This is a genomic window from Aidingimonas lacisalsi (assembly GCF_008079445.1).
Classification (GTDB): domain Bacteria; phylum Pseudomonadota; class Gammaproteobacteria; order Pseudomonadales; family Halomonadaceae; genus Aidingimonas; species Aidingimonas lacisalsi.
This window is the reverse complement of sequence record NZ_VRYH01000006.1, coordinates 13,301-28,657: the sequence shown is the minus strand read 5'-3', so window position 1 is coordinate 28,657 and position 15,357 is coordinate 13,301. Positions and strand designations below refer to the sequence as shown.

The 15,357-nt window shown below is 59.2% G+C and carries 14 protein-coding genes; 5 read left to right on the top strand and 9 right to left on the bottom strand.

From position 1 onward, the window contains the following. Nucleotides 1-10: 10 nt before the first annotated feature. Nucleotides 11-1,525, bottom strand: a complete 1,515-nt coding sequence (locus tag FVV99_RS13270; RefSeq protein WP_148254573.1) for an NAD(P)H-hydrate dehydratase — start codon at nt 1,523-1,525, stop codon at nt 11-13. Nucleotides 1,526-1,625: 100 nt separating this feature from the next. Between FVV99_RS13270 and queG the strand changes: the two genes are divergently transcribed. Next, nucleotides 1,626-2,732, top strand: coding sequence for a tRNA epoxyqueuosine(34) reductase QueG (gene queG, locus FVV99_RS13265; RefSeq protein WP_148254572.1), 1,107 nt, complete (start codon nt 1,626-1,628; stop codon nt 2,730-2,732). Between the two features lie 22 nt (nt 2,733-2,754). Here the strand turns inward: queG and orn are convergent, their stop codons facing one another. Next, a complete protein-coding gene (gene orn / locus FVV99_RS13260) occupies nt 2,755-3,336 on the bottom strand; it encodes an oligoribonuclease (protein ID WP_148254571.1) in 582 nt (193 codons plus the stop codon). Between the two features lie 84 nt (nt 3,337-3,420). On the opposite strand from orn, the gene rsgA reads away from it, so the two are divergent. From rsgA to asd, 3 genes are all read left to right on the top strand, one after another. Further along, nucleotides 3,421-4,437, top strand: coding sequence for a small ribosomal subunit biogenesis GTPase RsgA (rsgA, locus tag FVV99_RS13255; protein ID WP_148254570.1), 1,017 nt, complete (start codon nt 3,421-3,423; stop codon nt 4,435-4,437). 248 nt (nt 4,438-4,685) lie between these two features. Further along, entirely contained in the window at nt 4,686-5,516 is an 831-nt protein-coding gene (locus FVV99_RS13250; RefSeq protein ID WP_148254569.1) for a sulfurtransferase, read from the top strand. 89 nt (nt 5,517-5,605) lie between these two features. Next, nucleotides 5,606-6,469 (top strand): archaetidylserine decarboxylase, encoded by an 864-nt coding sequence (gene asd, locus FVV99_RS13245; protein WP_148254805.1) that lies wholly within the window; start codon nt 5,606-5,608, stop codon nt 6,467-6,469. Between the two features lie 39 nt (nt 6,470-6,508). Here the strand turns inward: asd and epmA are convergent, their stop codons facing one another. After that, entirely contained in the window at nt 6,509-7,486 is a 978-nt protein-coding gene (gene epmA / locus FVV99_RS13240) for an EF-P lysine aminoacylase EpmA (protein WP_148254568.1), read from the bottom strand. Nucleotides 7,487-7,521: 35 nt separating this feature from the next. Next, complete coding sequence (efp, locus tag FVV99_RS13235) at nt 7,522-8,088, bottom strand: elongation factor P (RefSeq protein ID WP_148254567.1); 567 nt, start codon at nt 8,086-8,088, stop codon at nt 7,522-7,524. An 88-nt stretch (nt 8,089-8,176) separates the two neighbouring features. On the opposite strand from efp, the gene epmB reads away from it, so the two are divergent. Then, a complete protein-coding gene (epmB, locus tag FVV99_RS13230; RefSeq protein WP_148254566.1) occupies nt 8,177-9,211 on the top strand; it encodes an EF-P beta-lysylation protein EpmB in 1,035 nt (344 codons plus the stop codon). Between the two features lie 50 nt (nt 9,212-9,261). Here epmB and leuA read toward each other — a convergent pair whose 3' ends face one another. The 5 genes from leuA to FVV99_RS13205 all read right to left on the bottom strand — a co-directional run bounded on the left by leuA (nt 9,262) and on the right by FVV99_RS13205 (nt 15,301). Then, nucleotides 9,262-10,971 carry a 2-isopropylmalate synthase gene (leuA, locus tag FVV99_RS13225; protein ID WP_148254565.1) on the bottom strand — a complete coding sequence of 570 codons (1,710 nt, stop codon included), beginning with the start codon at nt 10,969-10,971 and terminating at the stop codon, nt 9,262-9,264. 371 nt (nt 10,972-11,342) lie between these two features. Continuing rightward, nucleotides 11,343-11,678: a protealysin inhibitor emfourin gene (locus FVV99_RS13220; protein WP_148254564.1), complete on the bottom strand. Its 336-nt coding sequence runs from the start codon at nt 11,676-11,678 to the stop codon at nt 11,343-11,345. After that, nucleotides 11,675-12,718, bottom strand: a complete 1,044-nt coding sequence (locus tag FVV99_RS13215; protein WP_201745102.1) for a M4 family metallopeptidase — start codon at nt 12,716-12,718, stop codon at nt 11,675-11,677. Before FVV99_RS13215 ends, FVV99_RS13220 begins: the two co-directional genes overlap by 4 nt. Nucleotides 12,719-12,727: 9 nt before the next feature. Next, nucleotides 12,728-13,564: an ion transporter gene (locus FVV99_RS13210; protein ID WP_148254563.1), complete on the bottom strand. Its 837-nt coding sequence runs from the start codon at nt 13,562-13,564 to the stop codon at nt 12,728-12,730. Between the two features lie 24 nt (nt 13,565-13,588). Then, nucleotides 13,589-15,301: an HD domain-containing phosphohydrolase gene (locus FVV99_RS13205; RefSeq protein ID WP_148254562.1), complete on the bottom strand. Its 1,713-nt coding sequence runs from the start codon at nt 15,299-15,301 to the stop codon at nt 13,589-13,591. Between the last annotated feature and the right edge of the window lie 56 nt (nt 15,302-15,357).

The following is a 15,357-nucleotide window of genomic DNA, read 5'->3' as shown; positions in this document are numbered from 1 at the left end:
GTATCCTCCATCAGGCCGAGCCAGGTGGGCCATGCACCTGCCGGTTGATCCATAAACGCGCATAGGATGCCAGATCACTGGCCAGCAAGCCACGTTGACCGCCTTCATGCGCCGCATCGTCCGCTGCCAGCGAGTGCACTATCACACCCGCGCAAGCCGCTCGCTCAAGCGACAACCCCTGCGCCGCCATGGCCGCTATCATGCCGGTGAGCACATCCCCCATGCCACCACTCCCCATGCCCGGGTTACCATAGGGACAGACCATGATGTCACGACCATCGCCAACCAGTGTCCCGCTGCCTTTGAGCACCACCACACCACCACACGCTTGCTGCAAGCGTCGTACCGCTACCACCCGGTCGGCTTGAACATCATCGGCCTGCCAACCCAGCAACCGTGCCGCTTCCCCTGGGTGAGGCGTGAGAATCCAGTCATCCCGGTTCATCACCGTCGCAGTGGCCGCCAGCAAATTGATTGCATCGGCATCCACGACCAGAGGACGGCCGGCATCCAACACGCCCTGGAGCATGCCTTGTCCCCAGGCTCCCGTTCCAAGGCCCGGTCCCACGGCTATCACGTCCGCACCGTGGAGCAAGGGCGTCAGTTCGCTGACGCTGCGCACCCCATGCACCATGACCTCAGGACAGGACACGAGACTGGCAGTCACATGTTCCGGCGCGGTCGCCAGGCTGACTTTCCCGGCACCGAGTCGCGCCGCAGCACGGCTAGCCAGCAGCGCAGCGCCGCCGAATCCTGGTGCCCCCCCTACGACCATCACATGGCCGTAATCGCCTTTATGTCCATCGGCAAGACGCGGCGGCAACCATGCCGCCAGTTGTGTCGATGAAAGCAGCCGTGCCACTGGTATCAGATCGGCATGCGATGGCGCCATGACCTCCAGCGTATCCAGCCGATGCTCACCGACATGGGCCGGGCCTGCCCCCGTATGCAGGCCGAGCTTATCGGCAATGAAGGTGACCGTCATCGTGGCCCTGACGGCCGTCCCCAGCACCACTCCGGTATCCGCCGACAGACCGGAAGGAATATCGACAGCCAGCACCGGCAAACGGCTTTCATTGATCGCCCTGATGGCACCGACGTAAGGCTCGCGTACCGCTCCATCAAGTCCGGTGCCTAACAGGGCATCGACGATGACCTCCCCTTCGAGAGGCGTGTCAGCCTGCCAGGCGAGGGCCTCGACGCCGGCATCGCCGGCCATGGTAACAGCTCTCCCCGCATCGCCGGACAGCGACGCAGGATCACGCAAGGCCAGTAACTGCACATCCAGGCCATCAGCGGCAGCCAACGCCGCCACGACATAACCATCCCCGGCATTGTTTCCGGCACCACAGGCAATCGTTACCCGCCTGACCTGCGGCCAACGCCGCCGCAAGGCCCGATACGCCGACCGTCCCGCTCGCTTCATCAGCGCGAAACCGTCACCATTCATCTCTTCGGCAATGGTGCGACGATCCAGCTCACGCACTTGTTCCGCCAGATACAGTGATGATGACAAGGTCGACATATGCGTCTCCGTGCATGGCATGAGGGTCTTGTACTAGTGTAGGGTGAGCACCGCGCCAGCCAAAGTACGGACCGTACAACACCACGATATTTTCACTATCATGTCATCCGCCGCCGAACGCCAACTGAATGATGCTGATCTCAACGAACTCGCCGTCCTCATCAAGACTTGGGGGCGCGAGCTAGGATTTCAGCAAGTCGGCATCACCGATACCGATCTTGAGACACACGAACGCTATCACGAGCGCTGGCTGGCGAATGGCTATCACGGTGAGATGCACTTCATGGCCAAGCACGGTCGCAAACGAACACGGCCGGCCGAACTGGTACCCGGCACGATACGCGTCATCAGTGTCCGCATGGACTACCTCCCTCCGGAAGTCGAAACCACCAAAGTGCTAGGACAACCGGAACGTGCTTATATCTCGCGTTATGCCGTAGGGCGCGACTACCACAAAGTCATACGCAAGCGTCTGGCGCAACTGGCCAAGCTCATCGAAGACGAGGTCGGCCAGTTCGGCTATCGTGCCTTTGTCGACTCGGCACCGGTCATGGAGCGAGCACTTGCGCAAAAAGCCGGACTTGGCTGGTTCGGCAAGAACTCGATGCTCCTCAACCCGCAAGCGGGGTCACTGTTTTTCCTCGGGGAACTTTATACGAATCTTCCGCTGCCCGTGGATCAACCCTTCGAGGCCGAGCACTGCGGCAGTTGCTCGTCATGCCAGACCGCCTGCCCTACCGGTGCCATCGTGGATGACAAGGTGGTCGATTCACGCCGTTGCATCTCCTACCTGACCATCGAATTGCCAGGCAGCATCCCCGAGCAATACCGCGAAGCGATCGGCAATCGTGTCTACGGCTGCGACGACTGCCAGCTCGTCTGTCCTTTCACGCGTTTTACACGAGTCAGTGACGAGGGCGACTTTGCCCCTCGACATGATCTCGATCGCATTGACCTGATCACGCTCTTTGGCTGGAGCCGTGAAGAGTTCCTGGCCAAGACCGAAGGCAGCCCGATCCGCCGCATCGGCTATGAACGCTGGTTGCGTAACCTGGCGGTGGGGCTGGGAAACGCCCCCTGGAGTACGGAAGTCGAAGCCGCACTACGGGCCCGGCTTGCTTACCCTTCCGACCTCGTGCGTGAGCACGTTCGCTGGGCACTCGCACGTCAGACGGAAAAGCGGCAACGGATGATTGCGAAAGGGTGACGAACGGCACCAGCACTCGTCCTCACTCTTCTTCGTCACTGGTTGGCACCAGGCGTATGAACGTGTCTCGATAGTGCGCCAGCTCAGCGACCGATTCCCGGATGTCATCGAGCGCTTGGTGAGCGTTGCGCTTTTCAAATCCTTTCAAGGCACTGGGGTTCCAACGCCTGGCGAGCTCCTTCACCGTAGAGACATCCAGGTTACGGTAGTGGAAAAACGTCAGCAGATTGGGCATCTCACGTTCGAGAAAACGACGATCCTGATGCACACTATTGCCGCATACCGGTGACGATCCAGGTTTGACATGGGTCTTCAGAAAGTCGAGCGTCAAACGTTCGGCGTCGGCAGTATCGGTGGCGCTCTCCTTGACGCGCTCGATCAACCCCGACTCGCCGTGCGTCTTACGATTCCACGAGTCCATCCCGTCAAGCAATGCATCGGGCTGATGAACGGCAATGACCGGTCCTTCGGCAATCAGATTCAAATGATTGTCGGTAATCAAGGTCGCCACTTCGATGATACGTTCGCGTTCAGGATCCAGCCCAGTCATTTCCAGGTCGATCCAGACCAGTAGATCATCACGTGGGGCTTGTGGTTGAGACATCCGGCTCTCCTTGACGTTGCAGGCGGACAACACCCCCTGCCTCTGGGTAGAATTCGAGTCTATTGTACAAAGCTTTGGGTGCGAATGAACAAACGCAAACTGACTCGCCAGCAACGCTGGCGAATCGAAAAGATCCAGGCCGAACGTGCGACCCGAGCTACAAAACGGGATCAGGCAGACTCCTCGCGGCTCATGGCAGGCGAGCTCGGTGCCGAGCGCGAAGGGCGAGTAATCGCTCACTTCGGCCACAGTCTTGAGGTCCGTGCCGCCGACGACGGCCACCATCATCGCTGCCACCTACGCGCCAACCTTGACGGATTGGTGACCGGCGATCATGTCGTCTGGCGTGCTGCCGACGACGACAGCGGCGTCGTCGTCGCTCGCACAGAACGCAGCAACGTCCTGGAGCGTCCGGATGCACGGGGACAGCTAAAACCCGTGGCGGCCAATATCGACCAGATACTGATCGTGTTTGCGGTCGAACCGGAACCCCACCCCAATCTGATCGATCGCTATCTGGTTGCTGCCGAAGCGACAGGTATTCCACCGGTGCTGGTACTCAACAAGTGCGACCTGCTGCCAGGCGAGCGTGGCGAACTCGCCCCCTTGTTGTCGCGTTACGCAGCACTTGGCTATCCCACTATCCGGGCGACGACGGCGCAAAGCGCGGGGCTCGACGATCTGTACCGACAGTTGACCGACAAGACATCCGTATTTGTCGGCCAGAGTGGGGTGGGTAAGTCCTCACTTATCGACCGCATGCTTCCCGACACATCACTGCGGATCGGAGCGCTTTCCGGTGATGCTCGTAAAGGAACGCATACGACCACGACCGCTCAACTCTATCCATTGCCCACCGGTGGAGAACTGATCGACTCCCCCGGCATCCGCGAGTTCGGGTTGGGTCATCTCGATGCGCAACAAGTCACGGAGGGGTTCATCGAATTCCGTCCATTCCTTGGCCAATGCCGCTTTCGCGATTGCCGGCATCAGCACGAACCCGGTTGCGCCCTACTCGCTGCCGTCGAGCGCGGGGATATTCATCCCGAGCGCTTCGCCAGTTACCGGCGCATCCTGGGCAGTCTTGGCATCCATGACTGACTGGCGAACGGCGAACATGAGCCATGGCTTGTGCCATCCGGCTGCGCTTATGCCATCATTAGCATATTATTCCAAGGTCTGTCTGAACGATCGACGAGCGATGGCCAGATCAGGCAAACATCGGCACAGAGGCGGGCTTGTCCTAGCGTGGATAGGCATTGTGAGCCGACGTTTAACGCCGTATTGGGCGAGCGCAGTCATTTTATAGACAGAGCCAAGACGCTCTCTCCACCATCGAGGAGTTCCTCATGAGTTCAGAAGACAACCTGCTCCCTCTGATCGTCGAACCCGATCAGTTGGCAGCTCATCTCGACAACCCCGAACTGCTGATCATCGATGTTCCCTTGAAACCCGAGAACTACGCCGAGGGGCACGTCCCAGGGGCCGTGTTTCTCGATCATCGGCGACTGTTGCGCGGCAGCGGGGACATTCCCACCGAGGTGCCTGATACCGAAGCATTGTCGGCGTTGTTCTCATCGCTGGGCCTGACACGCGACAGCCATGTCGTCGCCTACGACGACGAAGGCGGCGGCTGGGCAGGACGGCTGCTCTGGACACTGGAGCTGATCGGGCACGAGCGCTACTCCTATCTGAATGGTGGCATTCATGCCTGGCGTGCCGAAGGATTACCGCAATCGGTCGGTGACGATTCGCCCGTACCCAGTGATTACCGGGCCGAAATACTCAATCCCGCCGTCACTATCGACCGAGAAAGCCTGCAGGAACGACTAGGCGAGAAAGGACTGGCCATCTGGGATGCTCGCTCGCCGGCAGAATACGATGGAGAAAAGGGTCAGAACCGTCATCTCGGCCATATTCCCGGTGCCGTGAATATGGAATGGACCGATGCCATGGATCGTGAGCGGGCCTTACGTATCCGCGATTACGTCGAACTCGTCACCGAGCTGGAAGCCATGGGGATCACCCCGGACATGGAGGTGGTCACCCATTGCCAAAGTCATCATCGCAGCGGATTCACCTGGCTGGTCGGCAAGGCATTGGGCATAGAGCGCATGCGCGCTTACCCGGGTTCATGGCAGGAGTGGGGCAATCGCGACGACACACCGATCGAACGCTGATAGCATGACGGGCTTCGCAAGCCATGCCGAAGCCCGAAGCCCGAAGCCCGAAGCCCGAAGCCCGAAGCCCGAAGCCCGAACCAGAGTACATCTCCTTGTCACGCGCCAAACTCTTTGCCCTGATTCAATACCCTCTCCCCCACCACCTCATTTCACGTGTCGTGGGGATGCTGGCCGATACACGTATCGACTGGCTCAAGCGACTGCTCATCACCGCCTTTATCCGCCGATTTCAGGTCGACATGAGCCAGGCTCTGGAACCGGATCCAGGCGCCTACGCCACCTTCAATGATTTCTTTACCCGTGCACTGAAAGCCGATGCCCGCCCAATCGGCAACGGGATCGTCTCTCCTGCCGATGGCACACTGTCGCAAGCGGGGCGAACTCATCACGGGACACTGATTCAGGCAAAAGGACAAGCCTATTCGATCACCAGTCTATTGGGCGGTGACATGCGGCGGGCAGCCCCATTTCGCCAGGGCAGCTTTGCCACTATCTACTTATCGCCCAAGGATTATCATCGCGTCCATATGCCTGTCACGGGAACGCTACGGGAAATGGTGTATGTGCCCGGCCGGATATTTTCCGTGAACCAGGCGACGGCCGATCATGTCCCCAACCTGTTTGCCCGAAACGAACGACTGGTGTGCGTGTTCGATACCGAGGAGGGACCCATGGCCATGGTACTGGTCGGAGCCATGATCGTTGCCGCCATCGAAACCGTCTGGGCAGGCCAGGTGACACCACAATCGGACCAAGTGCAGTCCATTCGCTTCGATGCCCCCATCACGCTCGAGAAAGGCAGGGAAATGGGCCGTTTCAAGCTCGGCTCCACTGTCGTGGTCTGCTTCGGTAACGAGGTTACCTTCGACGAGCTCGGCGGCGATACCCAGGTCGCCATGGGAGAACGGCTCGATCAAGCGCTCCCCACGAGCTCCAGCAAAGACTCCTGAAGAGAGGCGCAGCACCGACGCTTCAGAGCCACTGTGGCGTCAGCAATTCGATGTGGAAAATGCCATCACCTCGCGCACGCATGCTTTTCCCAAGGCGAGTTGTAACAGGCGGTCCAACCCCAAGGCAACGCCGCTGCCAATCGGCAGACCGGCTTCCAGAGCCGCCAGCAATCGCTGATCTGGCGCCACTTCCCGCTTACCGAGCTGCCGTCGACGCGCATTGTCGTCGGCAAAACGCGCTGCCTGCTCCTGCGGATCGGTGAGTTCGTCATACCCATTGGCCAATTCCAGGCCCGCCAGGTAAACTTCGAAACGTGCCGCTACCAGACTGCCATCTTCAGCATCGCGATGATGGCGCGCCAATGCAGCTTGACTGGCCGGATAGTCAGTCACCACCGCCACACACTGTTGCCCCAGATCCGGCTCGATAATGAGGCTCATCAAGAGATCCAGGCAGTCATCACGACCTTCCTGGCTCATGTCCAGCCCACCATGCCGGGATGCGCAATCCCGTAATTCGGTCAGAGAACGAGTCAGCGGGTCGATACCGAGCCGGTCGCGAAACAGGTCGCGATAACGGTAGTGCCGGCATGGTCCGGGATCGAATGGCAGCACATGACGGATCAGCGACTCGACCTCGGCAATCATGCCCTCCAGATCCAAGCCTGGCCGATACCACTCCAGCATGGTGAACTCGAGGTTATGTCGCCGCCCGACCTCGCCGTCGCGAAAGCTACGCGAAAGCTGGAAAATCGGGCCGCTACCCGCCGCCAGGAGCCGCTTCATATGAAACTCAGGCGACGTTTGCAGCCATAGGCGCTCCTGCCCTGCATCCGTCATCGCCTCGCAGCTCAACGACTGCAGGTGCACATCAGTACTTCCGCCATGTCCCAACACCGGCGTTTCCACCTCCAACACCCCGCGCTCAGCGAAGAATGCCCTTGTATGGGCCAGCAAGCGCGCCCGCTCTCGAAGCGTCTCGATGGATGCCGTCGGTTGCCAGTCAGTTTGGGACATCGCTCATCCCTGTATGGCCGGGTGCAGCAAGAGATTCAGGCGCGACCGACATACTCCCCGGTCCGCGTGTCTATCTTCAACACCTCCCCTTCGTTGATGAACAAGGGCACACGCGCCACAGCACCGGAAGAGAGCGTAGCCGGCTTGGAGCCACCCTGAGCGGTATCGCCCTTGACGCCCGGATCGGTTTCGACGACTTCCAGCTCGATGAAATTCGGTGGTGTGACATTGATGACATTGTCGTTCCAGAGCGTGACGGTGTAGACCACCTGCTCCTTGAGCCACTTCTCGGTATCGCCCAGAGCCCGTTTCTCTACCGGGTACTGCTCGAACGAACCGTCATTGAGCATGAAGTACCACATCTCACCGTCGGTATAGAGATACTCCATCTCGAGTTCGAGCACATCAGCGGCTTCGAGGGACTCACCGGACTTGAACGTACGCTCCCAGACCCTGCCGGTCATCAGGTTGCGCAGTTTGACCCGGTTGAAGGCCTGCCCCTTGCCGGGTTTGACGAATTCATTTTCGACGATGGCACAGGGATCGCCATCGAGCATGACTTTCAGACCGCCCTTGAATTCATTGGTAGAATAGCTTGCCATGATCCCTCGCTACTAAATGCCGACGGGTTCAATGCCCGTGCTGCTGAATGTCCAACGAGCCTTGCTCGCCTTTCGTAACTGGTGTCGCATGATAACCCGAAGCCCAGCCAATGTGCAGACCAATACTATCGCGACCCGCGATGAGCCGGCCCTCGGTTGGCAAACCCAACTCGCCCAAGCCATCCGTGATCCCCGGGAACTATGCCGTCGAGTCGGTCTGGAGCCTAGCTGGCTAGCCGGCGCCGAACGAGGACACGCCCTGTTCGAGGTACGCGTTCCTGAAGCCTATCTCCAGCGAATTCGCCCCGGCGACCCCCAGGACCCATTGCTGCGCCAGGTTCTGCCACGCCACGTCGAAGATGACACGGTTGCAGGCTTCATCACCGACCCTCTCGATGAAGCCACGCAGACACCACGTCAGGGCGTGATCCACAAATACCATGGCCGGGTTCTATTGATCGCCAGCCCCGCCTGCGCCATCAATTGTCGTTACTGCTTCCGTCGCCACTTCCCCTACCAGGAGAATTCACCGTCACGCGCACAATGGCGGGACAGCCTGGCTTACTTACGGCGGGATGACAGTATACGTGAAGCGATTCTTTCCGGGGGGGATCCACTGGCCGCCAACGACCGTCAGTTGAGTTGGCTCGTCGAACAGCTGGCTGACATCCCCCATTTGAGACGCCTGCGTATCCATACCCGCCTGCCGGTCGTCATTCCCGATCGCGTCGACGACGCCCTGCTCGACTGGCTTGCGCGGACACGGCTTCAAACCGTTGTGGTATTACACATCAATCATGCCAATGAAATCGATGATGCCGTCATCACTGCCTGTGCCCGGCTCAAGGCACTCGGCGTGACCCTGCTCAACCAGAGCGTCCTGCTCCACGACATCAATGACAGCGTCGATGACCTGGAAGCGCTGTCGGAACGGCTCTTCAACGCCGGTATCCTGCCGTACTACCTGCATGTACTGGACCCCGTCAGCGGCGCTGCACATTTCAACGTGTCCGATGATGGCGCACGCCGCTTGATCGACGAATTGCGCACCCGCTTGCCCGGCTTTCTGATGCCACGGCTGGTGCGCGAAATTCCGGGAGAAGCGAGCAAGACAGCCTTGTAGACGAGCAGCGACAGAGAAAGGGAGGGCGCCGCCCCCCCTTCGCGCTATCCTCAGGTCAGTGTCTCGGCCGTGACATTGGGGGCGACTTTCTCCGTCGTCGACAAGTGACGATTGAGGGCACTGATCACGCCTTTCATGGAAGCACTGGTGATACTGCCGTCGATACCGACACCGAAGACCGCCTTGCCATCGAGGCGGACTTCGACATAGGCAATCGCTTCCGCATCCGAGCCCTGGCCTCGGGAGTGTTCGTGATAATCGATGATTTCGGCATCCACGCCATGCGCCGCCAATGCCTTGATGAAGGCGGCCAGTGGTCCATTGCCTTCCCCGACGATGGTCTGGCGTTCGCCCTGTGCCTCGATAATCGCTTCCATACGCACATGCGGGCTATCGGGATCGGAAGACAGGCGGTGGCTGATCAACGCATACGGCTGATCGGCATCAAGATACTCATCGGCAAATACCTGAAAGATCATCCGCGACGTAATTTCCTTGCCGGTACGCTCGGCCACTTCCTGCACCACCTGACTGAACTCGATGGACAAGCGGCGCGGCAGTTCAATGCCGTGCTCCTGTTCGAGCAGGTAGGAAACACCCCCTTTGCCGGACTGGCTGTTGACGCGAATCACAGCTTCGTAACTGCGCCCGACGTCCATCGGATCGATAGGCAGATACGGCACGTCCCACATCGCATCAGGATGCTGACGACGCTCATTCATGCCTTTCTTGATCGCGTCCTGATGCGATCCCGAGAAGGCCGTGAATACCAGATCTCCCACATACGGATGGCGTGGATGCACCGGCAATTGGTTGCAATATTCCACCTCGCGCATAACGGGAGTGATATTGGAAAAGTCGAGCCCAGGATGCACCCCCTGCGTATAGAGGTTCATCGCCAGGGTGACGATATCGACGTTACCGGTACGTTCGCCATTGCCGAACAGCGTGCCTTCGACGCGATCGGCACCCGCCATCACTGCCAGTTCGGCCGCCGCGATTCCCGTTCCGCGGTCATTATGGGGATGGACGCTGACGATCAGGCTATCGCGGTTCTTGACATGGCGACAGAACCACTCGATCTGGTCGGCGTAGTGATTGGGAGTCGCCATCTCCACCGTCGCTGGCAGATTGACGATCATCGGCTTGTCGGTCGTGGGTTCATACGTATCCATGACCGCTTCGACGATCTCGACAGCAAAATCGAGCTCGGTGGACGTGAACAGCTCCGGCGAGTACTGAAAGGTCCAGTCGGTCTCCGGATGATCCGCCATCAATTGGCGAATCCGGGAAGTCGCGTCGGTCGCAATCTTGATGCACTCCGGCTTGTCGACCTTGAAGACGACCTCACGGAACATCGGATCCGTGGCGTTGTAGACATGCACGATCGCCTTTCTCGCCCCGGCAAGAGCCTCGAACGTCCGGTCGATCAAATGCGGCCGAGCCTGAGTCAACACCTGAATGGCGACATCGTCGGGTATGAGATCGTTATCGATCAGTTCGCGCACATAATCGAAATCGATCTGAGAGGCCGACGGAAATCCCACCTCGATCTGTTTGAACCCCAGCCCGACAAGCAGCTCGAAGAAGCGGCGCTTGCGCTCCATATCCATGGGATCGATCAATGCCTGGTTACCATCGCGCATGTCGACGCTGCACCATTGCGGAGGCGTCTCGATACGGTGATTGGGCCATTGTCGATCCGGCAGATCGACGGCGACGAAGGGACGGTACTTGGAAGCAGGGTCGTTGAGCATCATGGCGCGATCTCCAGGCAGAGGGCTCTAGGTACGAAAATGACCAGGCACGGGAACATAACGACGACGCCCCGGCAACGGAGCGTTGACCGGGGCGTCAGTAAAAAGGCAGCAAAAGCGGCATGATGGGCAAGCAAAACCAGCCATCACACGCACGATAGGATGCTTGATGATCGATGAAACTGTTGAAGACATTTCTATACCTCAGCTTACCTTGACGCGATAAATGCAATGCAGGCTGCATTGCCCGACCTATTCAGAGATCGGTTAGTCGTAGTCGTAGGTCTAGGCTGAGATAATGAAATGCTGTATTCATACCTTAAGCAAATCAGGCTGGAGCCTGATTGTCAAGGCAATGCTGCGCCTTTTCGATGTCATGGCGTTCGAGATACCTCGGCCTGGCGCCATATCCGAAGGAGCCATTCCGGGAGTTGCGCTTCCTCGAGAGCGACATGCCAGGACGGCACCCGGCCGTTGTCGATGGTAAGGTGCCACACGCATCGGTCCCTACCCGATGACATTGTCCGACCAGAAGCCGCCGGTGTCAGTTCGTCAAGCAGTGCCTGTAGCCAGGATAACTGGTCCGCATCCAATTGGTCGCAACGAATCTGCCGTGGCCGGGAGAATCCCGGGAAATGAGCGAAGCCCCCCTCACGATGCAGCATCAGTACGCTACAGGGAGTCAATCGCGGTGCCACGGCCTCGTTCATGGCACGACCCCGACCGTCCGCCAGGCATCGACAACCGCTTGCTCCAATTGGTTACCCGAGCCCGGGCGCTCGCCGGCGATGGTGATCGTCAGTTCGGCGAACGATGGAAAGTCGTCATTCTGGGCCAGTCGGGCATCATGGAGAGCGTCATACCAGAGTTGTCCCGCCTCTTTCCAGGCATACCCCCCCAATGCCGTGGCGACCAGATAAAAAGCTCGGTTGGGTATCCCCGAGTTGATGTGCACCCCACCATTGTCTTCCTGCGTCTCGACGAAATCCTCCATATGGCCGGGTTGAGGATCACGGCCCAGCAGAGGATCGTCGTAGGCACTACCGGGATTCGACATTGAACGCATGGCCCGGCCATTCACTCGATCGGTAAAGAGTTCCGCGCCGATCAACCAGTCCGCCTCCTCGACCGTCTGACCTCGGTCATACTGCTTGACCAAGCTGCCAAAGACATCGGCAAACGACTCGTTGAGCGCCCCAGATTGTCCTTGATACGTCAACGACGCGTCGCGCTCGATCACCCCATGCGTCAACTCGTGAGCCACGACCTCCAGGGATCTGGTGAAGCGATTGAAAACCTCGCCATCACCGTCGCCGAACACCATTTGCGAACCATCCCAGAACGCATTTTCATAATGCCGGCCATAGTGGACGGTGCCCAGCAAAGCCATTCCCCGATCATCGATGGAGTGGCGCCCGAATACCTCCCAAAAGAACCGGTAAGTGGCTCCCAGCCAGCGATAAGCTTCGTCAACGGCCGGATCGCTAGTCTCTTCCTGCCCTTCCCTCCGCACCAAACGACCGGGCAAGGTACGTTGCTGTTCGGCCGAATGAATATAACGCGCAGGCTGACCTCGCTGGGCACTTGGCGAAGGCAGGCGCGTCGTTCCGCCTCGGGCCCTGAAATGCCGGTCATCAAGCAAGGTATCGCGGACGCACACCTGTAAACGGGCGTCACCACTGCGTTGCAGGTGCTCAAGGAGATAGGGAGGTAGAAAACTGGGAACCCCCAGCGCTCGGACGATACTCATGCTGCCTCCTCAATCGGGGACCTCCCGACGGTGCTCCAGCTTTTCCTCCATGCGCGATAGTTGATCGCGCATGGACCTGACATCGTCACGCAACCCCTGCATCTCGGCCGCTTCACCCTTGCCACTCTCGAGTTCCATCTGTGCTCCTTCTTTCTGCATGACATCGAGCACGATGCCCACCATCATGTTGAGAAAGATGAAAGCGGTCAGGAACAGGAACGTGAGAAAGTAGATCCAGCTCCAAGGATACAACTCCATGGTATCGTAGAGCACGTCCGTCCAATCCTCGAACGTTGCCACCCGGAACAGAGTCAGCAGGGCCAGGGCAATGTTCCCCCACAGGAACTCATCGACCTCCGCGAACAGGAAGCTGCCGATGGCGGCATAAATATAGAAGATGATGAACATCAGCAGCGCCACATAGCCCATGCGCGGAATCGACTTCACCAATGCCGCCATCAGCACTCTGAGCTCAGGTATCATCGATACCAGACGCAAGACACGAAAGATGCGTAGCAATCGCGCCAGCAGGACCATTTCACTATCGTTGAGGGGCACCAGGCTGGCGACCACGATCAGGAAATCGAAGACATTCCATCCACTGCGGAAGAAATCCCGGATGTGCCGCTCAGCCGCCATTCTCACGAGGATCTCGGCCAGGAAGAACAGCGTCACCGCCCAGTCGAAGTAATAGAGCGCCTGCTCGAAGCGTGTCGCCTCCTCGTAGGTCTTGGCCCCGATCAACACCGCCGAGAGGATGATGATCGCAATGACAAACGCCTCGAACCACTTATTGGCGCGCAGCCGCTCGAAGCGCGACTGCCAGATATCCAGGGTCTCGCTCATGATCGCTAGACTCGTTGAATGGGGTCAGGAACTCTCGCCATCCGGCATGACAGCATCCACCACTTCCAGGCCTTCGATTTCACCCAACGTCACCAACTGATCATCGCGCAGGATGTCACCCAGACGGGAATCCGGAGGGCGTACGGCATCGGTGAGTTGTACTTGGCGAGGTCGCCCGTTGGCATCCAGGCGCTGGATCCAGGCCAGTTGACCCGAAGAAAAACGTGCCAGACTGCCGATCGGCAACACACCGAACCGATGCACATAGCGCTGGATCCAGCGAGCATCGAATCGTTCGGGATGGTGCAACAGGTAGCGATAGATGTCACTGATGCCATGAGCTCGCCGATCGGCCCGGTAGCGACTCATGGCATCGATGACATCGACGATCGCGGCCATACGAGCCAGCTCGTCGAGCTTGGCGGAAGTCACCCCCTGCGGATACCCGCTGCCATCGAGACGCTCGTTGACACCGCTGACAACGGAAGCGCTAACGTCGGCGTCGAGCCAACGGCAGACGGCCAGCCGCTCCTGAATCAAGGCGACATGGGCCATCATGGCACGGTATTCCTCGTCTCCCAGTTCACGCGCTTCAGCCAGCGTCTGGCGCAACTCCCTGGGAAGCAGGGCCTTGCCAAAATCATGCACCATGCTGGCCGCAACCAATGCCTTCTGAGTATCACGCGGCATACCGGCATCGCGAGCCAGGTCGGCCAAGCGGACGGCTACCGACACCCCATGCTGAACCAGGGCTGGTTCGGAGGTCTGACAGACACAGGCAAACAACAGACCTTCACGATCGCCCTCCATCAACGTCAGGAGCTGATCCGCCTGTTTCGACAGGCCACGGGAGTCGAGGTCTCGTCCTGCCTGCACGTCGAGCAACTGGCCGCTAAGAAACCCCGACACGTGAGCCAGACGACGTGCCATCGGTGTGGCGTAGTGCGCGCCATGCGGGCGCGTTGAAACATGGCGACGGTCGGCCGTCTCGAATAACGGCGATGGTGCCAGTAAATCAGGTTCCTGAGCGGTACGACGTGCACTTTCGCGTTCAATCTCACGCACATAGAACCAGACTCGGCGTTCCTGGTCGCTATCGAGACCGATGAACTGGCATCCCAGGCGAGCCGAATGTGATTGACCATCGACCTGTACATGCCGGATACGGGTCCTCAACGTCAAGCGTTGATCGTTGGGAAACGCCAGGGTCAGAGAGACAACAACCTGCTCATCATCGCCCAAGGTCGCCGCCGACGAGGACGGCAACGCCACCATGCAACCACCCAGTGACAGGTTGCAGAGCGCCCCCTCGTACACGCTGTCGCCGTTCGTTATCGTTGCGGCCGCTTCCATACCGGCTCGCAGCTCGGCTCGAAAGACCTCGCGCCGATGAATCACTTCCAGATGATCGGGATACTCGCAGAGACATTGAATGCGACCCGGCGCATCGACCCATGAACGAAATTGCAACGGCGATGTACGCAGCATGGCACCTTGCGACCGCCCCACCAGGCGAATGGTCTGGCCGGACTCCAGCCCATCGGCGATTTCGGGAATCGCGGTGATATCGATCAATAGGTGCTCGCCAGCCACCAACGCCATCAATAACGCCGGTAAGGGTTCGCTACCGGGAGCCTCGTAGATCAATGCCGCACCGCCGGGCTCACACAACGTCTCCAATAGCTCCTGGCATTCGCCGGCATGTTCGATCCTGCGGTGGGTTTCACTCGACTCCATGAGATTCCTCTGGACTAGTCGTTGGTCAGTGGATAACCGAGGGGCGATCAACGTCG